The organism is Mesorhizobium sp. CA4, from assembly GCF_020165075.1.
Lineage (GTDB): Bacteria > Pseudomonadota > Alphaproteobacteria > Rhizobiales > Rhizobiaceae > Mesorhizobium.
This window is the reverse complement of the sequence record NZ_JAIUHK010000009.1, coordinates 119,152-139,333: the sequence shown is the minus strand read 5'-3', so window position 1 is coordinate 139,333 and position 20,182 is coordinate 119,152. Positions and strand designations below refer to the sequence as shown.

At 62.6% G+C, this 20,182-nt stretch carries 21 protein-coding genes; 19 read left to right on the top strand and 2 right to left on the bottom strand.

Translation table 11 applies throughout. The annotated features are described in order from the left end of the window. The first annotated feature begins 14 nt into the window (after window positions 1–14). Window positions 15–2,801, top strand: a complete 2,787-nt coding sequence (gene gyrA, locus LB528_RS10220) for a DNA gyrase subunit A (RefSeq protein WP_224714772.1) — start codon at window positions 15–17, stop codon at window positions 2,799–2,801. A 51-nt stretch (window positions 2,802–2,852) separates the two neighbouring features. Here gyrA and LB528_RS10215 read toward each other — a convergent pair whose 3' ends face one another. Continuing rightward, the gene (locus LB528_RS10215) at window positions 2,853–3,005 is read right to left on the bottom strand and encodes a hypothetical protein (RefSeq protein WP_095765297.1); all 153 of its coding nucleotides are present in this window, start codon (window positions 3,003–3,005) and stop codon (window positions 2,853–2,855) included. A 291-nt stretch (window positions 3,006–3,296) separates the two neighbouring features. Here LB528_RS10215 and coaD point away from each other — a divergent pair, with 291 nt between their 5' ends. From coaD to tgt, 7 genes are all read left to right on the top strand, one after another. Beyond that, entirely contained in the window at window positions 3,297–3,797 is a 501-nt protein-coding gene (gene coaD / locus LB528_RS10210) for a pantetheine-phosphate adenylyltransferase (protein ID WP_224511954.1), read from the top strand. 78 nt (window positions 3,798–3,875) lie between these two features. Then, window positions 3,876–4,406, top strand: a complete 531-nt coding sequence (locus LB528_RS10205; RefSeq protein ID WP_224714805.1) for a peptidylprolyl isomerase — start codon at window positions 3,876–3,878, stop codon at window positions 4,404–4,406. Window positions 4,407–4,436: 30 nt separating this feature from the next. Next, window positions 4,437–4,949 carry a peptidylprolyl isomerase gene (locus LB528_RS10200; RefSeq protein WP_224714771.1) on the top strand — a complete coding sequence of 171 codons (513 nt, stop codon included), beginning with the start codon at window positions 4,437–4,439 and terminating at the stop codon, window positions 4,947–4,949. A 10-nt stretch (window positions 4,950–4,959) separates the two neighbouring features. After that, on the top strand, window positions 4,960–5,409 hold the full coding sequence (locus tag LB528_RS10195) for a DMT family transporter (protein WP_224511950.1): 450 nt from the start codon (window positions 4,960–4,962) through the stop codon (window positions 5,407–5,409). Then, window positions 5,409–6,494: a tRNA preQ1(34) S-adenosylmethionine ribosyltransferase-isomerase QueA gene (queA, locus tag LB528_RS10190; protein WP_224511949.1), complete on the top strand. Its 1,086-nt coding sequence runs from the start codon at window positions 5,409–5,411 to the stop codon at window positions 6,492–6,494. The genes LB528_RS10195 and queA overlap by 1 nt, the downstream gene beginning before the upstream one ends. Next, a complete protein-coding gene (locus LB528_RS10185; RefSeq protein WP_224511948.1) occupies window positions 6,487–6,756 on the top strand; it encodes a hypothetical protein in 270 nt (89 codons plus the stop codon). Before queA ends, LB528_RS10185 begins: the two co-directional genes overlap by 8 nt. After that, entirely contained in the window at window positions 6,749–7,879 is a 1,131-nt protein-coding gene (gene tgt / locus LB528_RS10180; RefSeq protein ID WP_224714770.1) for a tRNA guanosine(34) transglycosylase Tgt, read from the top strand. Before LB528_RS10185 ends, tgt begins: the two co-directional genes overlap by 8 nt. 61 nt (window positions 7,880–7,940) lie before the next feature. On the opposite strand, the gene LB528_RS10175 is transcribed toward tgt, so the two are convergent. Next, on the bottom strand, window positions 7,941–8,360 hold the full coding sequence (locus LB528_RS10175) for a DUF4864 domain-containing protein (RefSeq protein ID WP_224714769.1): 420 nt from the start codon (window positions 8,358–8,360) through the stop codon (window positions 7,941–7,943). Between the two features lie 212 nt (window positions 8,361–8,572). Here LB528_RS10175 and LB528_RS10170 point away from each other — a divergent pair, with 212 nt between their 5' ends. The 11 genes from LB528_RS10170 (at window position 8,573) to LB528_RS10120 (ending at window position 20,182) form a co-directional block, all read left to right on the top strand. Beyond that, the gene (locus LB528_RS10170) at window positions 8,573–8,809 is read left to right on the top strand and encodes an Lrp/AsnC ligand binding domain-containing protein (RefSeq protein WP_040995065.1); all 237 of its coding nucleotides are present in this window, start codon (window positions 8,573–8,575) and stop codon (window positions 8,807–8,809) included. Window positions 8,810–8,978: 169 nt separating this feature from the next. Beyond that, the gene (locus LB528_RS10165) at window positions 8,979–10,391 is read left to right on the top strand and encodes a circularly permuted type 2 ATP-grasp protein (RefSeq protein ID WP_224714768.1); all 1,413 of its coding nucleotides are present in this window, start codon (window positions 8,979–8,981) and stop codon (window positions 10,389–10,391) included. An 88-nt stretch (window positions 10,392–10,479) separates the two neighbouring features. Next, window positions 10,480–11,421: an alpha-E domain-containing protein gene (locus LB528_RS10160; RefSeq protein ID WP_224511944.1), complete on the top strand. Its 942-nt coding sequence runs from the start codon at window positions 10,480–10,482 to the stop codon at window positions 11,419–11,421. A gap of 21 nt (window positions 11,422–11,442) precedes the next feature. Further along, the gene (locus LB528_RS10155) at window positions 11,443–12,237 is read left to right on the top strand and encodes a transglutaminase domain-containing protein (protein ID WP_224714767.1); all 795 of its coding nucleotides are present in this window, start codon (window positions 11,443–11,445) and stop codon (window positions 12,235–12,237) included. 133 nt (window positions 12,238–12,370) lie between these two features. Continuing rightward, on the top strand, window positions 12,371–13,102 hold the full coding sequence (locus LB528_RS10150) for a peptidase (RefSeq protein WP_224714766.1): 732 nt from the start codon (window positions 12,371–12,373) through the stop codon (window positions 13,100–13,102). 58 nt (window positions 13,103–13,160) lie between these two features. Further along, a complete protein-coding gene (locus tag LB528_RS10145; RefSeq protein ID WP_224714765.1) occupies window positions 13,161–14,573 on the top strand; it encodes a pyridoxal phosphate-dependent decarboxylase family protein in 1,413 nt (470 codons plus the stop codon). Window positions 14,574–14,698: 125 nt separating this feature from the next. Next, complete coding sequence (locus LB528_RS10140; RefSeq protein WP_224714764.1) at window positions 14,699–15,466, top strand: DeoR/GlpR family DNA-binding transcription regulator; 768 nt, start codon at window positions 14,699–14,701, stop codon at window positions 15,464–15,466. 125 nt (window positions 15,467–15,591) lie between these two features. Next, entirely contained in the window at window positions 15,592–17,118 is a 1,527-nt protein-coding gene (gene glpD, locus LB528_RS10135) for a glycerol-3-phosphate dehydrogenase (RefSeq protein ID WP_224714763.1), read from the top strand. A 39-nt stretch (window positions 17,119–17,157) separates the two neighbouring features. Continuing rightward, window positions 17,158–18,237: an ABC transporter ATP-binding protein gene (locus LB528_RS10130; protein WP_224714762.1), complete on the top strand. Its 1,080-nt coding sequence runs from the start codon at window positions 17,158–17,160 to the stop codon at window positions 18,235–18,237. Between the two features lie 10 nt (window positions 18,238–18,247). Next, a complete protein-coding gene (locus LB528_RS10125) occupies window positions 18,248–19,315 on the top strand; it encodes an ABC transporter ATP-binding protein (protein ID WP_224714761.1) in 1,068 nt (355 codons plus the stop codon). Further along, on the top strand, window positions 19,316–20,182 hold the full coding sequence (locus LB528_RS10120; RefSeq protein ID WP_140545839.1) for a carbohydrate ABC transporter permease: 867 nt from the start codon (window positions 19,316–19,318) through the stop codon (window positions 20,180–20,182).

Sequence of the window (20,182 nt, the reverse complement as noted above, 5' to 3'; positions counted from 1 at the left end):
GACTGTGACCTGATTTGACCGACCAGAAGACACCGCGCGGGCCGGATGGCGGCCCCACCGGCATCGAGCCGATTTCGATCATCGAGGAGATGCAGCGCTCCTATCTCGATTACGCCATGAGCGTGATCGTCAGCCGCGCGCTGCCCGACGTGCGCGACGGCCTGAAGCCGGTGCACCGGCGCATCCTCTATGCCATGCAGGAAGGCGGTTACCACTGGAACCGCAAGCATGTGAAATCGTCGCGCATCGTCGGCGACGTGATGGGTAAATACCATCCGCACGGTGACGCCTCGATCTATGATGCCCTGGTTCGCATGGCGCAAGACTGGTCGCTGCGCGTGCCGCTGATCGACGGGCAGGGCAATTTCGGCTCGATCGACGCCGACCCGCCTGCGGCCATGCGCTACACCGAGTCGCGGCTCACCAAGGTCGCGCACGAGCTTCTGGGGGATATCGACAAGGAAACGGTCGATTTTCAGGACAATTACGACGGCGCCGAACAAGAGCCCAAGGTACTGCCTGCGCGTTTCCCGAACCTTCTAGTCAACGGGTCGGGCGGCATCGCCGTCGGCATGGCCACCAACATCCCGCCGCACAACCTGGCCGAAGTGTGCAACGGAGCGATGGCGATCATCGACAATCCAGCCATCGACCTGCCGGCGCTGATGGAGATCGTGCCCGGCCCGGATTTCCCGACCGGCGGCATCGTCCTTGGCCGGTCCGGCATATATAGCGCTTATTCTACCGGCCGCGGCTCGATCGTCATGCGCGGCCGCGTCGAGATCGAAAAGCGCGGAAACGACCGTGAATCCATCGTCGTCACCGAAATTCCCTATCAGGTGAACAAGGCGGCGATGATCGAGAAGATGGCCGAACTGGTGCGCGAAAAGCGCATCGACGGCATTTCCGACATCCGCGACGAGAGCGACCGTCAGGGCTATCGCGTCGTCATCGAATTGAAGCGCGAGGCCGTCGCCGACGTCATCCTCAACCAGCTTTACCGCTTCACGCCGCTGCAGACCTCGTTCGGCGCCAACATGGTGGCGCTCAACGGCGGCAAGCCGGAAGTGATGACGCTGATCGACATGCTGAAAGCCTTCGTCAGTTTCCGCGAGGAGGTGATCAGCCGCCGCACGAAATACCTGCTGCGCAAGGCGCGCGAGCGGGCCCATGTCCTCGTCGGTCTTGCGATTGCCGTCGCCAACATCGATGAGGTGATCAAGCTGATCCGCACCGCGCCCGATCCGCAGACGGCGCGCGAGCAGTTGATGGAGCGGCGCTGGCCCTCGCACGACGTCGCGCCGCTGATCAAGCTGATCGACGACCCACGCCACCGCATCAACGAGGACGGCACCTATAATCTCTCCGAGGAACAGGCGCGTGCCATCCTCGACCTGCGCCTGCAGCGCCTGACCGCTCTCGGCCGCGACGAGATCGCCGACGAGTTGAACAAGATCGGCGCCGAGATCGTTGATTTCCTTGATATTTTGTCGTCGCGCGCGCGCATCCAGCAGATCGTCAAGGACGAGCTGATCGCGGTCCGCGACGAATTCGGCACGCCGCGCCGCACCGAGCTCTCCGACGGCGGTGCGGACATGGAAGACGAGGACCTGATCCAGCGCGAGGACATGGTCGTCACCGTCAGCCATTCCGGCTACATCAAGCGCGTGCCGCTCTCGCTCTACCGGGCGCAGCGCCGCGGCGGCAAGGGCCGCTCCGGCATGTCGACCAAGGAAGAGGATTTCGTTACCCGGCTGTTCGTCGCCAACACGCACACGCCGGTGCTGTTCTTCTCCTCGCGCGGCATCGTCTACAAGGAGAAGGTCTGGCGGCTGCCTATCGGCAACCCGCAATCGCGCGGCAAGGCGTTGATCAACATGCTGCCGCTCGAGCAGGGCGAGCGCATCACCACCATCATGCCGCTGCCCGAGGATGAGACCAGCTGGGGCGAGCTCGACGTGATGTTCGCGACGACGCGCGGCACCGTTCGCCGCAACAAGCTGTCCGACTTCGTCCAGGTCAACCGCAACGGCAAGATCGCCATGAAGCTGGAGGAAGAGGGCGACGAGATCCTCGGCGTCGAGACCTGCACCGACAATGACGACGTGCTCCTGACGGCGAATTCCGGCCAGTGCATCCGTTTTCGGGTCTCCGACGTGCGCGTCTTCCAGAGCCGCAATTCCGTCGGCGTGCGCGGCATAACCATGGCCGAGACCGACCGCATCATCTCGATGTCGATCATCGAGAATGTCGATGCATCACCCGCCGAACGCGCAGCCTACCTGAAGCGTGCCGCGGCAGAGCGCAGGCTTGCCGCCGGCGGAGCCGGCGAGGAAGAGGAGATTGCGCTCACCAACGAGGAGGTCGGCGAGGAGGCCGAGCTTTCCGAGGAGCGCTACGAGTTCCTCAAGGCGCATGAAAAGCTTGTGCTGACGGTGACCGAATATGGCTATGGCAAGCGCTCGTCGTCCTACGATTTCCGCCTGACGGGGCGCGGCGGCAAGGGCATCCGTGCCACCGACGTGTCGAAAACGGCCGAAATCGGCCGCCTGGTCGCAACTTTCCCGGTTGGCAATGACGATCAGATCATGCTGGTTTCGGACGGCGGTACGGTCATCCGGGTGCCGGTCAACGGCATACGCTTCGCCAGCCGGGCCACCAAGGGCGTGACGATCTTCAACACGGCCGAAGGCGAGAAGGTTGTGTCGGTGGAGCGGATTTCGGAGCCGCAGTCGGATGAGGAGGTCGAAGACGTGGCTTCGAGCGAGACTGGCACCGACGAGGTCGGCGAAGGCGAGTAGGTTCCGTCCAGGCTTCACCGGCCCTCAGGGCCGGTGCGAAGATAGCGGTGATTAGTGGCGGCGGTAGACGTTGCGATGAGCGAACCCATCGAGCCGCTTGGTATTGGCCTTGACGCGCACTCGCGCTGCTTCCTGATGCAACCCGAACGCAGTCGCGATCAGCATCACGATGGTCATTGCAGTGGCAAGCATGTAGATCAGCATTTGCGTGTTCTCCTGAGCTTACAACGATGACATGGGGATTTGGTTTCATCCCTTGAAGCGGCAACCTAGTGAACGCTGAGTGAAACGTTCGTGATTGCCGCGATCATCTGTCGTTCATCGGCGCGAGAAGGTTCACGGTCGCGCAATCGACAGGATTTGCCTTTGTTGGAGAGGCTCGCTAAAGCGTTTCACGGTTTCAAGGAAACGGCGAACCGCTCCATGTTTTTGTTTTGCGCAATTCCGGACGGAAAACCGCTCACACTTTTCCCGGAATTGCTCTAGAAGCCTGCCATGACCGAACGCACCGCCCTCTATGCCGGCTCCTTCGACCCGCTGACCAACGGCCATCTTGACGTGCTGAAAGCCTCGCTGGCGGTGGCCGACACCGTCTACGCCGCGATCGGCATCCATCCAGGCAAGAAGCCCTTGTTTTCCTTCGAGGAACGCGTGGAACTGATCGAGGCGGCAACCAAGAACGAGTTCGGCCGCGACGGCGGTCGCATCAAGGTCGTTTCCTTCGATGGGCTGGTCATAGATGCGGCCCGCAAGCACGGCGCCTCGATCATGATCCGGGGTCTGCGCGACGGCACCGACCTCGACTATGAAATGCAGATGGCCGGCATGAACGAGACGATGGCGCCGGAACTGCAGACGGTTTTTCTGCCGGCGAGCCCCTCGGTGCGCACCATTACCGCCACACTCGTGCGCCAGATTGCCTCGATGGGCGGCGACATCCGCCCATTCGTGCCAGCGGCCGTCGCCGGCGCGCTCAACGCCAAGTTCACCAAATAGGCTTTCCCGGAGATCCCTATGCAGCTGAAGAAGCTCGCTTCGTTCCTTGTCGTGCTTGCCGGCCTTTTCGCGGCATCCATGCCGGCCGTCGCCGCCGATAAGGAAAACACCATGATCATCACGCTGAAAGATGGCGACGTGACCATCGCTTTGCGCCCCGATCTGGCGCCCAAGCATGTCGCACAGATCAAGAAGCTGGTGCGTGACGGCGCCTATGACAATGTCGCCTTCCACCGCGTCATCGACGGCTTCATGGCGCAGACCGGCGACGTCAAGTTCGGCAACATGAAGAAGGGTTTCAACCCGCAAGCCGTCGGCACCGGCGGTTCGGATCTTCCCGACCTGCCGGCCGAGTTCTCGCAGAGCGAGCAGTTCACGCGCGGCGTGGTCGGCATGGCCCGCTCGCAGGACCCGAATTCGGCGAACTCGCAATTCTTCATCATGTTCGCGCCGGCGCCGAACCTCGACGGCCAGTACACTATCGTCGGCAAGGTGGTCGGCGGCATGGACCTCGTCGACAAGATCAAGAAGGGCGACCAGGCCGACAACGGCACGGTCCCCGACCCCGACCGCATGATCAAGGTCCGCATCGCCGCCGATAGCAAGTAACTCCCTCAATTTTCAAAAGGATTTTCCGACATGGCTGAGATCAAGGACCGCGAGAACGCGCTGATCATGGAAACGACCAAGGGCCCGGTCGTCATCGAGATGTACCCTGAATTGGCGCCCGGGCACGTCGCCCGCATCAAGGAGTTGGCGCGCGAAGGCGCCTATGACGGCGTGGTGTTCCATCGCGTCATCGACGGCTTCATGGCGCAGACTGGCGACGTCAAGTTCGGCAATTCCTCGAAGCCCACCTATGCGCCGACGCGCGCTGGCATGGGCGGCTCCGACAAGCCGGACCTCAAGGCCGAGTTCTCCAACGCCAATCACGGCCGCGGCGCCTGCTCGATGGCTAGAGCCCAGAACCCGAACTCGGCGAATTCGCAGTTCTTCATCTGCTTAGACGACGCCGCCTTCCTCAACCGCCAGTACACGGTGTGGGGCCAGGTCATCGAAGGCATGGAGAATGTCGACAAGATCAAGCGCGGCGAGCCGGTGCAGGATCCCGACAAGATCGTGTCGCTGAAGGTCGCGGCCGACGTCAAGTAAGGGCGGAACGATGATGGGCGCTGTCTGGTCCCTGCTTGGCATCCTGTCCGGCGCCTTCATCGCCATCCAGGCGCCGATCAATTCGCAATTGGCGAAGGGCCTCGGCCTTCCGGTCGCGGCCGCCGCATTCTCCTTCCTTTCCGGCGCCATCGTGCTCGGCATCATCGCCGTCGCGGTGGTGAAGCTGCAGGGCATCTCGCTCGACTGGAAAGCGCCGGCGCCCTGGCTGTTCGTTGCCGGCGGCATGCTCGGCGGCTTCTATGTGACGCTGTCGACGATCCTGACGCCGCGTATCGGCGCGGCAGCGCTCATGGCCTTCCTGGTCGCCGGCCAGCTGATCGCCGGCATGCTGATCGACCGCGCCGGCTTCCTTGGCGTGGCGGTGCGCGAAATCTCGTTTGGCCGCGTCGCCGGCGCCGTGCTCTTGCTTGCCGGGGCGCTGCTCATCCGGCTCTACTGATGCGCGTCGACCTGTTCGACTTCGACCTGCCGGAGGAGCGCATCGCGCTTCGCCCGGCGGAGCCGCGTGACAGCGCCCGGCTGCTTGTCGTCAAACCGGGCGAACCATTGCAGGACCGTGTCGTCTCCGATCTGCCGTCGCTGCTTCGCGAAGGCGACGTGCTGGTGTTCAACGACACCAAGGTTATTCCGGCGCAGCTCAAGGGCATGCGCAAGCGCGGCGAGGCGGTGGCGCAGGTCGAGGCGACGCTGCATATGCGGGTGGCGCCGGACCGCTGGCAGGCCTTCATGCGGCCGGGAAAACGCATCGCCGCCGGCGACCGCATCCATTTCGGCCATGATCAGAATTCCTGCTTCCTCGGCCAGCTCGACGCCACGGTGCTCGAAAAGGGCGAGGGGGGCGAGGCGCTGCTCGGCTTCGATCTTTCCGGGCCGTTCCTCGACGAGGCGCTGCACGCTGTCGGCCATATTCCGCTGCCGCCCTATATCGCCTCGAAGCGCGATGACGACGAGCGCGACCGCGCCGATTACCAGACCATCTATGCCAGGGAAGAGGGCGCGGTCGCTGCCCCAACCGCCGGCCTGCATTTCACGCCGGAGCTGTTCGCCGCGCTCGACGTTAGGGGCGTCGAGCGCCGCTTCGTCACGCTGCATGTCGGCGCCGGCACCTTCCTGCCGGTGAAAGCGGACGACACGGCCGATCACAAGATGCATGCCGAGACCGGTTCGGTGAGCCCGGAAACGGCGGGGGCGCTCAACACGGCCAAGGCGCGGGGAGGGCGGATCGTGTGCGTCGGCACGACGTCGCTGCGGCTCTTGGAGAGCGCGGCGCGCGCGGACGGCAGGATCGAGCCTTGGTCCGGACCCACCGACATCTTCATCACGCCCGGCTATCGCTTCCGCACGGCCGATATGCTGATGACCAATTTCCATCTGCCGCGCTCGACGCTGTTCATGCTGGTCTCGGCCTTCAGCGGGCTCGAGACGATGCGTGCCGCCTATGCGCATGCCGTCGAGAACCGCTACAGGTTCTATTCCTATGGCGACGCCAGCCTGCTTTACCGAGCGGAGACGAGCGATGGATGATGATCTCGAGAAAATGGACCGCGATACGCTGATCGCGGAGGTAAAGAAGCTGCGTGCCGGCATCCGCGCGCATCGCGACACGACCGGGCATGATCTGTGCTGGCATCATCCCGATCTCTGGGACCTTTTGCCGGAAAAGACCGAGCCGTCGATCGCCGTGCCGCCATGGCCGAAATTCATGCGCGGCTGCATCCGCTACCGGCAGTCGCTCGACGAGCAGGCGCCCGGGGCGCCGGTGCACGACAAGGAATTCAATGGCTAAGACTTTTTCCTTCAAGGTGCTTGCTAACGATGGTAAGGCCAGGCGCGGCCTCGTCTCGATGCCACGCGGCGAGATCCGCACGCCTGCCTTCATGCCGGTCGGTACCGGCGGCACGGTCAAGACCATGTATATGGATCAGGTGCGCGGCCTCGGCGCCGACATCATCCTTGGCAACACCTACCATCTGATGCTGCGGCCGGGCGCCGAGCGCGTGGCCAGACTCGGCGGCCTGCATGAGTTCGCGCGCTGGCCATATCCGATCCTGACCGACAGCGGCGGCTTCCAGGTCATGTCGCTGTCGAAGCTCAGGAAACTGACCGAACAGGGCGTCACCTTCCGCTCGCATATCGACGGCGCAGCTTACGAAATGTCACCGGAACGGTCGATCGAGATCCAGGGACTGCTCGATTCCGATATCCAGATGCAACTCGACGAGTGCACGGCACTTCCGGCAAAGCCCAAGGAGATCGAGCGCGCCATGGAATTGTCGCTGCGCTGGGCCGAGCGCTGCAAGACGGCGTTCGGCGACCAGCCGGGCAAGGCGATGTTCGGCATCGTCCAGGGCGGCGACAGCGCGCCGCTGCGCGTGCGTTCAGCGCAGGCGCTGAAGGCGATGGATCTGAAGGGCTATGCCGTCGGCGGACTGGCGGTCGGCGAGCCGCAGCCGGTGATGCTGGAGATGCTCGATATCACCTGCCCGGAACTGCCTTCCGACAGACCGCGCTACCTGATGGGCGTCGGCACGCCGGACGATATATTGAAATCGGTGGCGCGCGGCATCGACATGTTCGACTGCGTGATGCCGACGCGCGCCGGCCGCCACGGCCTTGCCTACACGCGCCGCGGCAAAGTCAATCTCAGGAATGCCCGCCATGCCGACGATCCGCGGCCGCTCGACGAGGAAAGCGATTGCCCGGCCGCGCGCGATTATTCGCGCGCCTACCTGCATCACCTGGTGCGCTCGCAGGAAGCGCTCGGCGCCATGCTGCTGACCTGGAACAATCTGTCCTACTATCAGAAGCTGATGCAGGACATCCGGGCAGCCATCGAGGCGCAAGCCTTCGAAGCGCGCGCCGCCGAGATCACCGAAGGCTGGGTGCGGGGCGATATTCCGGCGCTTTGACGCCGCATTTGTTTTGACGCAATTCCGGACGCAAAATCGCTTCGCGCTTTTCTGATATTGCTCAGGTGCTGACCGAGGTTGAGCCGCGCAGGCTGCAGCCGGTGATTTTGAAACTGCCGTCCGCCTGCCGCTGCAGCGTATAGACTGCCTCATAGTCCTTGCCGTCAGGCCCGACGATCAGCACCTGCTGGACGATCGAACCGGGCCCGCTCTGCTCGGCCTTGCCGAAGTAATAGGATTGGGGCTTGCGCACCGGCGCGTAGCCGTTCGTCACCATGTTCATGAAGGTGTCGACGCTCGGAAAGATCTGCTTCACGTTCGGCGCGGCGAAGCTGTAGGCGGTGGCGCCGTCATCGGCGATGAAGGCTTTCAACTGGCTGTCGATGACCGTCTGCGCGGCCTTGATCTCGGCGTCGCCGGCGAAAGCAAGCGAGGCTATCAACATCGGAACAAGAGCTAATGCGAACAATGCGCGGCGCATGGCCTGCCTCCCAAGAATTCGCTTGGCGAACGATTCTAACATACGCGCCGCGGCATGGCGCGGTTTCACCGAGCTGCGAAGATTTCCCCATTTCAGCGTCGGGAGGCGGGATCAGGTACTCTTCGAGGTGCGCGGCGCGTGAAGCTTGAAAGCCGAGCAGCAGTCTGCCACAAGGGCCGCTTATTCATGAAGCAGGCTGGCAGGACCGGGCAATGAAGGCATTTTTCGTGCAGATCAAGTGCGACCTGGGCAAGTCCTATGAGGTCGCCAGCGCGCTCGCCGATGCCGAGATCGCCTCCGAGATCTACTCGACCGCGGGCAATTACGACCTGCTCGCCAAATTCTATATCGACGACGAGGAAGACGTCGGCCATTTCGTCAACGAGCGGGTGCAGATTCTGCCTGGAATCAAGGACACCTTCACCATTGTGACCTTCCGGGCGTTCTGACCGGGCCTGTCTGTGCCCCGCCGGCAAGCAGGAGCTGACCCGGCCTTGCTATCCATGCCTTGATTTTAGGCAATTTGCCTCGAGTAGCCGTCACGGCTTCCTAAATCACCGATTGCGCTTGATTTTCTCCGGCGGGGCCAGTGAAATGACCTCAGAGGGGAGTACGCGATTGGCAGCGTTCGACGAAATGCTTCCGGAAGTCTCCGGATTGAGAAGACCATATGAGGCTTACGATCGCTGGCTGAAGGAGCAGGACCCGGCCAGGCTTACCCAGAAGATGCAGGATGCCGAGCGCGTCTTCCGCAAGACTGGCATCACCTTTGCCGTCTATGGCGAGCAGGAAGCGTCCGAGCGGCTGATCCCTTTCGACATTGTCCCGCGCATCCTCTCTGGCCAGGAATGGCGCCGGCTGACGCAAGGCATCGAGCAGCGCGTGCAGGCGCTGAACGCCTTTCTCGATGACATCTACCACCGCCAGGAGATCCTGCGCGCCGGGCGCGTACCCAAGGATCTGATCGCCAGGAACGAGGCCTTCCTGCCCGAGATGATCGGGGTCAGGCCGCCGGCCGGCGTCTACACCCACATTATCGGCGTCGATATCGTCCGCATCTCGGAGAACGAGTTCTACGTGCTGGAGGACAATGCCCGCACGCCGTCGGGGGTCTCCTACATGCTGGAGAACCGCGAAACGATGATGCAGCTCTTTCCGGAGCTGTTCCAGAAAATTAAGGTTCGGCCGGTCGAGAATTATCCGCAACTCCTACGCCAGTCGCTGGCCGCGGTCAGGCCGCAAAGCGCAAAGGGCACGCCGACCATCGCGGTGCTGACGCCGGGTTCCTACAATTCGGCCTATTTCGAACATGCCTTCCTGGCCGACCAGATGGGCGTGCAACTCGTGGAAGGGCAGGATCTGCGCGTCGTCGATGGCCACGTCGCAATGCGAACCACGGAAGGCTACAAGCAGATCGACGTGCTCTACCGGCGCGTCGACGACAACTTCCTCGATCCGCTGACCTTCCGGCCGGATTCCGCGCTTGGCGTGCCGGGCATCATGGATGTGTACCGCGCCGGCAACATCACGATCGCCAATGCGCCTGGCACCGGTATCGCCGACGACAAGGCGATCTATTCCTACATGCCGGAGATCGTCGAGTTCTACACCGGGCGAAAGGCGATCCTCGGCAACATCCCGACCTGGCGCTGCTCGGAGCCGGACAGCCTGAAATATGTGCTCGAGCACATCGGCGAGCTGGTGATCAAGGAAGTGCACGGCTCGGGCGGCTACGGGATGCTGGTCGGCCCGGCGGCGACCAAGAAGGAATGTGAGGCGTTCGCCAAGAAGCTGCAGGCGAAGCCCTCGAACTATATCGCCCAGCCGACGCTGGCGCTGTCGACCTGCCCGATCCTAACCGAAAAGGGCCTGTCGCCGCGCCATGTCGACCTTCGGCCATACGTGCTGGTTTCGGATCGTATCCAGATTGTGCCGGGCGGTTTGACCAGGGTCGCGCTGAAGCAAGGCTCCCTTGTCGTTAACTCATCGCAGGGCGGCGGCACCAAGGACACCTGGGTGTTGGATGACTGAGGCGAGCAGGGGGACGCAACAATCATGGAACGCATTCTTCCCTATTCGCTATTCGCTACTCCCTATTCGCTAGCCCTAGGGGCCTGACATGCTTCTTGGCCGCACTGCCAACGGTCTCTACTGGATGAACCGCTATATCGAGCGGGCCGAAAACATGGCGCGCCTGGTCGATGCCGGCTTGCGCATGGCGCTGACGCGCACCCAGGATGCATCCGAAGAGTGGAACTCGGTGCTGCTCAGCGCCGGTTCGGATATCGCCTTCAGCCAGAAATACCAGGACTACACCGCCGCAAACGTCTCGGATTTCCTGCTGCGCGACACCTCGAACCCGTCGAGCACGATGTCGTCGATCGAGACGGCGCGCAACAATGCCCGCATGGTGCGCACGGCGCTGACGCGCGAGACCTGGGAAAGCATCAACGAAGCCTGGATGTCGCTGAAGCGCATGCTGGCGAGGCCCGTCGATGAACGCGACCTGCCGACGGTGCTCGATGCCATCAAGCGCGAGACGGCGCTGATCCGCGGTTCGTTCTACGGCACGATGCTGCGCAACGAGATTTTCGATTTCTCGCAGCTCGGCACCTATGTCGAACGCGCCGACAACACGGCGCGCATCCTCGACGTGAAATATTATGTGCTCCTACCTTCGCTGTCCTGGGTCGGCTCGACGCTGGACAACTACCAGTGGGAGTCGATCCTGCGCTCGGTGTCGGCGCACCGCTCCTACCGCTGGGTTTATGAAGCCGACTACAAGCCGACCAATATCGCCGATTATCTGATCCTCAATGTGCGCATGCCGCGCTCGCTGACCTTCTGCTACCGCTTCCTCGGCGAGCATTTGAAATTCCTCGCCGACGATTACGGCGAGCGCCATGCCTGCCATGCTACGGCCGAGAAGATTCAGGCGATGCTCAGGAAGGGCTCGATCAAGGACATATTCGATCACGGCCTCCACGAGTTCCTGCACGAGTTCATTCGCGACAACACCAGGCTGGGCGACGAGATCGCCCAGGACTACCGTTTCTATTGAGCACAGCCGAGGGCGAACGCTATGCGGCTCAAGATCACCCATCGCACCGAGTACCGCTACGATCAGCCGGTGCAGTATCTGCTGCAGCGGCTGCGCCTTTGGCCTTCCAGCGGGCGCACGCAGACCGTCGGCTCCTGGGCGATCAAGGTGGAAGGCGCGCGCGAGGAGGTGCGCTTCACCGATCATTTCGGCAATGACACGCGGCTGGCGAGCGCCGAGAGCGGCCAGAACTCGATCATCGTCGAGGCCGCCGGAGACGTGACCACGCATGATACGGCGGGCGTGACCGGCCCGCATCAGGGCTTTGCGCCGCTCTGGCTGTTCGCACAGCAGACGCAACTCACCACTGCGGGGGAGGGCATACGCGAATTGGCCGGCGCGGCCGGGCAGGGCACCGAGATCGAACGATTGCACCGGCTGATGGGCGTGATCCGCGAACGCGTCTCCTACAGGCCGGGCACGACCAGCGTCGTGACGCCGGCGGAAGAAGCCCTGGCGCTGAAGTCCGGCGTCTGCCAGGACCACAGCCACATCTTCATCGCGGCAGCCGGCGCCCTCGGTTTTCCCGCCCGCTACGTTAGCGGCTATCTGATGATGGATGCGGCCGTCGAACAGGCCGCGAGCCATGCCTGGGCCGAGGTCTATGTCGTCGGGCTCGGATGGGTTGCCTTCGACCCGGCCAACGGTATCTCTCCCGACGAACGTTATGTGCGGGTGGCGACGGGGCGCGACTATCGCGACGCCTCGCCGGTGTCGGGGATACTCTTGGGACAGGCGCAAGAGAAGCTTGCCGTCAGCGTCACGGTAGAGCAGTAATCTGCTCCGTAATCGCTGGAGCGGTTCAGCGTTTGATAGAATCGCCGAACCGCTCTATCTCTTTGTTTTCACGCAATTCAGGGCGGAAAACCGCTGCCCGCTTTCCTGGAATTGCTTTAGCAGAAGAGCGACCATGACCTATTGCGTCGGCCTCAAGATCGATCGCGGGCTCGTGTTCATGTCCGACACGCGCACCAATGCCGGCATGGATTCGATCTCGACCTTCAAGAAGATGCATGTGTGGGAGCAGCCCGGCGAGCGCGTCATCGTGCTGATGTCGGCGGGCAATCTTGCCACGACGCAAGCCGTGGTCAGCCTTCTCGACGAACGCAACAAGGCCGCCGGCGACCGTCATCCGAAGCTGCTCGAAACCCCGTCCATGTACCAGACAGTGCGGCTGGTCGGCGATACGGTGAAGGAAGTGATAGAACATGCCTCGCCGAACGGCGACAAGGCGGATTCCTACTTCAATGCCTCCTTCATCCTCGGCGGCCAGATCAAGGGCAGCCCGCCGCGGCTGTTCATGATCTATCCGGAAGGCAATTTCATCGAGTCGACCGACGACACGCCTTTCTTCCAGATCGGCGAGACGAAATACGGCAAGCCGATCATCATCCGCGCCTATGACCGGACAATGAGCCTGGCCGAAACGGTGAAGCTGCTTCTGGTGTCGTTCGATTCGACGCTGAAATCCAACCTCTCGGTCGGGCTGCCGCTCGATCTGCTGTTCCTCGAACAGGATGCGCTCAGGGTGGAGCTGAACCGACGGATCGGCCATGATGATCCTTACTACCGCACCATTTCGGACGGCTGGTCCAAGGCGCTGAAAATCGCTTTTTCAAATCTGCCGGATTTTCCGGGGTAGGCCTTCCGAGGGCGGTTCGGCCGGCCGGCCATCTTCGCCGGCCGTTGGGAGGGAAAATATGGACAATGAGGAATTCCGCGACTGGTCGAGGCGGGCGGCCGATTGGGGCGTCGATTACCGCGCCAACCTGCGCGACCGCCCGGTGCGGCCGGCAGTCGCGCCGGGCGAGATTTTCAGGAGCATCGAGACCTCGCCACCCGAATTGCCCGAGCCGATGGAAAAGATCTTCGCCGATTTCGAAGCGAAGATCGTGCCGGGCATGACGCATTGGCAGCATCCGCGCTTCTTCTCCTATTTTCCCGCCAATGCAGCGCCGGTTTCGGTGGTGGCCGAATATCTGGTCTCGGCGATGGCCGCGCAATGCATGCTGTGGCAGACCTCGCCGGCGGCGACCGAACTCGAGACGCGCATCGTCGACTGGATGCGCCAGGCGCTTGGCCTGCCCGAGGGTTTTTCGGGCGTCATCCAGGATTCGGCCTCGTCGGCGACGCTTGCGGCGGTGCTCACCATGCGCGAGCGGGCGCTCGACTGGCAGGGCAACAAAAAGGGGCTGGCCGGGCAGGCGAAGCTGCGCGTCTATTCCTCAGACCAGGTCCATACCTCGATCGACCGCGCCATCTGGGTCTCCGGCATCGGCGAGGACAATCTTGTCCGCGTCCCGGTCTCCGGACGTTTTCGTGCGATGGATACGGACGCACTCGAGGCCGCGATCGTCGCCGATCGACAAGCCGGTCTGCTGCCGGCGGGCATCATAGCCTGCGTCGGCGGCACCAGCACCGGCGGGACCGACGACATCGCGGCGGTGGCCGCGGTCGCTCAGCGGCACGGGCTTTATCTGCATGTCGACGCCGCCTGGGCCGGGTCGGCGATGATCTGCCCGGAATACCGGCATTTCTGGGCCGGCGTCGAAGGCGCCGATTCAATGGTCTTCAATCCGCACAAGTGGCTCGGCGCGCAATTCGATTGCTCGATCCAGTTCGTCCGCCAACCGGAAGATCTCGTGCGCACGCTGGCCATCAAGCCGGAATTTCTGAAGACGCTGGGTCATGACGGCATCATCAACTATTCGGAATGGTCGGTGCCGCTCGGCCGCCGCTTCCGCGCCCTGAAACTTTGGTTCCTGCTGCGTGCCCATGGCCTCGAGGGCCTGCGTACCATGATCCGCAACCACGTCGCCTGGAGCGAAAGACTGGCCGCGCGCCTTGCCGGGGAAGAGGATTTCGAGCTCGTTTCTGAACCCATGCTGTCGCTGTTCTCGTTCCGCCACCAAGCGCCTTCAGGTGCCGACCCGGACGAGCACAATCTGCGCTTGGTCGACGCGATCAACACAGATGGCCGCATTTACCTGACGCAAACGCGGGTCGATGGACGCGTGGCGATCCGCTTTCAAGCGGGGCAGTTCGACTCGACGGCGGCCGATGTCGACGCGGCTTTCGACGTCATAACCGAGATTGCGCGGCGCTCATCCTGAGGCAGCACACGTGTTCCGCACTGGTTTGCCTTTTGCAATCAGATGATTTTCGTTAGCCGGCTTATGCCTTTTCTTCGCTTTCGTTCTCCGATATAGACGGAAAAAACGAAAATGGAGGACGCGCGATGTTTCTTTCGCCACGCCATGCCGAGATCATCCAGAAGGCGAAAGACCATGGCCGGGTGCTGGTCGATGACCTTGCGACGCATTTCAACGTGACGCCACAGACCATCCGCAAGGACCTCAACGATCTGTGCGATCAGCGCCTGCTCACCCGCATCCATGGCGGCGCGCTGTTCCCGTCCGGCATCGAGAACATGGAATACGAGGCGCGCCGCAAGATCGCCGCCGACGAGAAGGAGGCGATCGGCAGCGCGGCGGCGCGGCTGATCCCGGACAATGCCTCGCTGTTCATCAATATCGGCACCACCACTGAGGCCGTCAGCAAGGCGTTGCTCGACCATAACGGGCTTATGGTCATCACAAATAATATCAATGTTGCCAACAGGATGCGCATCTACCCGACGATCGAGGTGGTGATCGCCGGCGGCGTGGTGCGCGGTTCCGACGGCGGCGTCGTCGGCGAAGCGGCCGTCGATTTCATCCGTCAGTTCAAGGTTGACTACGCCGTCATAGGCGCCTCGGCGATCGACCATGATGGCGCGCTGCTCGATTTCGATTTTCGCGAGGTGAAGGTGGCGCAGGCCATCATCGCCAATGCCCGCCACGTCATCCTGGTCTCCGACCGGACCAAATTCGAGCGCACGGCGCCGGTTCGAATCGGCCATCTTTCGCAGGTGAACACCTTCATCACAGACCGCTGCGACATTCCCTCGATCCGCCGGATTTGCGAGGAGACCGAGGTCCGGCTGATCGAGACAGCGCTTGAGTAGGCACGCATCGCCGTTGCCTCACGCGGTCGTGATATTTCGTTTGACATTCGATTTGAGTTCGAAATAATCCCGCTACGGTTTCGCAAAACACAAAATGGTGCAATGCGAAATCGTTGGAGGATTCTTTGGACGCATTCCCGATCCATGACATTTTCGTCATCGGCGGCGGTATCAATGGCTGCGGCATCGCCCGCGACGCCGTTGGCCGCGGATTTTCAGTTTACCTCGCCGAAATGAACGATCTGGCGAGCGGGACTTCCTCCGGCTCGACCAAGCTCATTCATGGCGGCCTTCGCTATCTTGAATTCTACGAGTTCCGGCTGGTGCGCGAAGCGCTGATGGAGCGCGAGGTTCTGTGGAAGAACGCGCCGCACATCATCTGGCCGATGCGCTTCGTGCTGCCCTACGCCAAGGGCCTCAGGCCCGCTTGGCTGATCCGGCTCGGGCTGTTTCTTTACGATCATATCGGCGGGCGCAAGCTGCTGCCGGCAACGAAAACGCTGGACATGGCGAGCGATCCGGCCGGCAAGCCGCTCAAGCCATTGTTCCGCAAGGCGTTCGAATATTCGGACGGTTGGGTCAACGACGCGCGCCTGGTGGCGCTGAATGCGCGTGACGCGGCCGACCGGGGCGCCATTATTCGTACCCGCACCAAGGTTGTCAGCGCGCGGCGCGACGGTGCGACCTGGATCGTCAAGGTGCAGAACGTTCTTACCGGCGAAACCGAGGAGGTGCGCGCGCGGCTTCTGGTCAACGCTGCCGGTCCCTGGGTCGATCACGTGCTCTCGGCCGCCGTCGGCCAGAACGAGGTCCACAATGTCCGCCTTGTCCAAGGCAGCCATATCGTGGTTGGCAAGAAGTTCGACGATCCGCGCGCCTATTTCTTCCAGAACAAGGATGGCCGCATCATCTTTGCCATTCCCTATGAGGAAGAATTCACGCTGATCGGCACCACCGACCGCGACTATCCGGGCGATCCGCATGACGTGAAGATCTCCGACGCCGAGATCGACTATCTGTGCGCCGCGGCGAGCGAGTATTTCGCGCAACCGGTGAAGCGCGCCGACATCGTCTGGACCTATTCGGCGGTGCGCCCGCTCTATGACGACGGCGCCTCCAAGGCGCAGGAAGCGACGCGCGACTATGTGCTGAAGGCCGATGGCGGGGAGGGCGCAGCTCCCTTGCTCAACGCTTTCGGCGGCAAGATCACGACCTTCCGCCGGCTGGCGGAATCGATGCTGGAGAAGATCGAAGGGTTTCTCGGCAAGCGTGGCAGGCCGTGGACGCATGACGCGCCGCTGCCCGGCGGCGATTTTCCCGCGACCGGTTTCGACGCCCAGGTCGCCAGGCTGAAGAGTACCTATCCGTTCCTCGACCAGCGGCTGGCGCGCCGGTTCACCCGGCTTTACGGCACGCGCGCGGAAAAGCTGCTCGGGCTTGCCAAGTCGAATGCCGATCTCGGTCGCAATTTCGGCGCCGACCTTTTCGAGGCAGAAGTTCGCTATCTGGCCGAAAACGAATGGGCGGTCACCGCCGAGGACGTGCTGTGGCGCCGCACCAAGCGCGGCCTGCATTTCAGCCGCGAGCAGGTGGCGGCATTGGAAGAATTCATGCGCGGACTGAGCAGCCGCCATGTCGCGGCGGCGGAATGAGGATCGTCCGTTGATGCGCAAGGCCTGGGAGGAGGCGTGATGCTGGAACTGAGGAACGTGACGAAGACGGTCGGCGCGCAGGAGCATATCCGCGACGTGTCGCTGACGCTTCAGCATGGCTCGCTGAACGTGCTCCTCGGGCCGACGCTTTCCGGCAAGACCAGCCTGATGCGGCTGATGGCGGGGCTCGACGCGCCGACTTCGGGCTCGGTCTGGTTCGACGGCAAGGACGTCACCGGCCAGAAGGTGCAGAAGCGTAACGTCGCCATGGTCTACCAGCAGTTCATCAATTATCCGGCGATGACCGTCTACGAGAACATCGCCTCGCCGCTTCGGGTCGCCGGCGTCGAGCAGGCCAGGATCGACAAGGAAGTGCGCAACGCGGCGGCGCTGTTGAAGCTGACGCCCTATCTCGAGCGCACGCCGCTCAGCCTGTCCGGGGGACAGCAGCAGCGCACCGCGCTTGCCCGCGCCATCGTCAAGAATGCCAGCTTGGTGCTGCTCGACGAGCCTTTGGCCAATCTCGACTACAAGCTGCGCGAAGAGTTGCGCGCGGAATTGCCGAAGATCTTCGCCGCCACCGGAACCATCTTTGTCTACGCCACAACCGAGCCGCACGAAGCGCTGCTTCTCGGCGGCAATACGGCCACGCTCTCGGAAGGCCGCGTCACGCAATTCGGCCCGACCGTCGAAGTGTTCCGCAAGCCGGTCGACCTGGTGACGGCAAGGACCTTCGCCGATCCGCCGCTCAACACCATCGTGCTCTCCAAGAAGGGATCGGACTTCCTGCTCGAAGGCGGCGTCAAGCTGCCGGTGCCGCCGGAGCTCAACGGTATCCCGGACGCAAGCTACACGATCGGCTTCCAGCCGCATCATTTGTCGCTGGAGCGGCCGAACGCCAGCGCCGTGCCGGTGCGGGCCAAGGTCACCATCACCGAGATCACCGGCTCGGAAAGCTTCGTTCATCTGGATTTCGCCGATGCGCGCTGGGTGATGCTTGCGCATGGCATTCTCGATTTCGAAACGGACGACGAGGTCGAAGTGTTCATCGACCCGCGCCACATCATGGTGTTCGACCAGAACGGCCGTGCCGTGACGGCGTCGAAGCTGGCGGCCTGAGGAGAAAACGATGGCGCGCATCGAGGTCAACCACATCCGCCACTCCTACCTGCCCAACCCGCAGAAGGATTCCGATTTCGCGCTGAAGGAAGTGCATCACACCTTCGAGGATGGCGGCGCCTACGCGCTGCTCGGGCCGTCGGGCTGCGGCAAGACCACCTTGCTCAACATCATTTCGGGACTGCTGCACCCCTCGCATGGCCGGTTGCTGTTCAACGGTCGGGACGTGACCAATCTGTCGACGCAGGAGCGCAATATCGCGCAGGTGTTCCAGTTCCCGGTCATCTACGACACCATGACCGTGTACGACAATCTGGCCTTCCCGCTGCGCAACCGCCGCGTGCCCGAAGCCGATGTCGATCGCAAGGTGCGCGAGACGCTCGACATGATCGATCTCGCTTCGATGGCGAACAGGAAGGCGCGCCGGCTCACCGCAGACCAGAAGCAGAAGATCTCGCTTGGACGCGGCCTGGTGCGCTCCGACGTCAACGCCATCCTGTTCGACGAACCGCTCACCGTGATCGACCCACATATGAAATGGGTGCTGCGCTCGCAGTTGAAGCAGCTGCACCGTCGCTTCGGCTACACCATGGTCTATGTTACGCATGACCAGACCGAAGCGCTGACTTTCGCCGACCGGGTGGTGGTCATGTATGACGGCGAGATCGTCCAGATCGGCACGCCGGCCGAACTCTTCGAGCGCCCGCGCCACACTTTCGTCGGCTATTTTATCGGCTCGCCGGGCATGAACGTGCTGCCGATTGCGCTGGAAGGCAGGACGGCGAAGCTCGGCGCGCAGCGCATCGAGCTTCCGGGCGTGCCGAAGGCTGAGGCCGGAGCTGTCGAGCTCGGCATCCGCCCCGAATATGTGCGGCTCGGCCGCGAGGGCATGGCGGTGCAGGTCAGCAAGGTCGAGGATGTCGGCCGCCACAAGGTGGTTCGCGCCAATCTCGAGGGCAGGGAGATTGCCGCCGTAATCGGCGAGGACGACGAGGTGCCGGCCGAACCAAAAGTCCGCTTCGATCCGGCCGGCATTAACATCTATGCCGATTCCTGGCGCGTCGAGATGGGGGCATAGATGGACAAGACCTGGAACAACAAGGCCTGGTTCCTTGTCCTGCCGATGCTGGTGCTGGTGGCGTTCTCGGCCGTCATCCCGCTGATGACGGTCGTCAACTATTCGGTGCAGGACACGTTCGGCAACAACGTCTTCTTCTGGGCCGGCACCGAATGGTTCGAGGAATTGCTGCACTCCGACCGCTTCTGGGAAGCGATGGTGCGCAACCTGATCTTCTCCTTCATCATCCTGGCGATTGAGGTGCCGCTCGGCATCTTCATCGCGCTCAACATGCCGAAGAAGGGCTGGGGCGTGCCGGTCTGCCTTGTGCTGATGGCGCTGCCGCTGCTAATTCCGTGGAATGTCGTCGGCACGATCTGGCAGGTATTCGGCCGCAACGACATCGGCCTGCTCGGCTATTATGTCAACGCGCTGGGCTTCAACTACAACTACGTCCAGGATCCGTTCGACGCCTGGGTCACGGTCATCGTCATGGACGTCTGGCACTGGACGAGCCTGGTCGTGCTGCTGTGCTATGCCGGCCTGGTCTCGATCCCGGACGCCTTCTACCAAGCGGCCAAGATCGACGGCGCCTCGCGCTGGGCGGTGTTCCGCTACATCCAATTGCCGAAGATGCAGCGCGTGCTTTTGATTGCCGTGCTGCTGCGGTTCATGGACAGTTTCATGATTTACACGGAGCCTTTCGTCGTCACCGGCGGCGGCCCCGGCAATTCGACGACCTTCCTGTCGATCGACCTCGTCAAGACCGCGCTCGGCCAGTTCGATCTCGGTCCGGCGGCGGCCATGTCGCTGGTCTACTTCCTCATCATCCTGTTGTTGTCGTGGGTGTTCTACACCGTGATGACCAATTACGACGCGGAGCGCTGA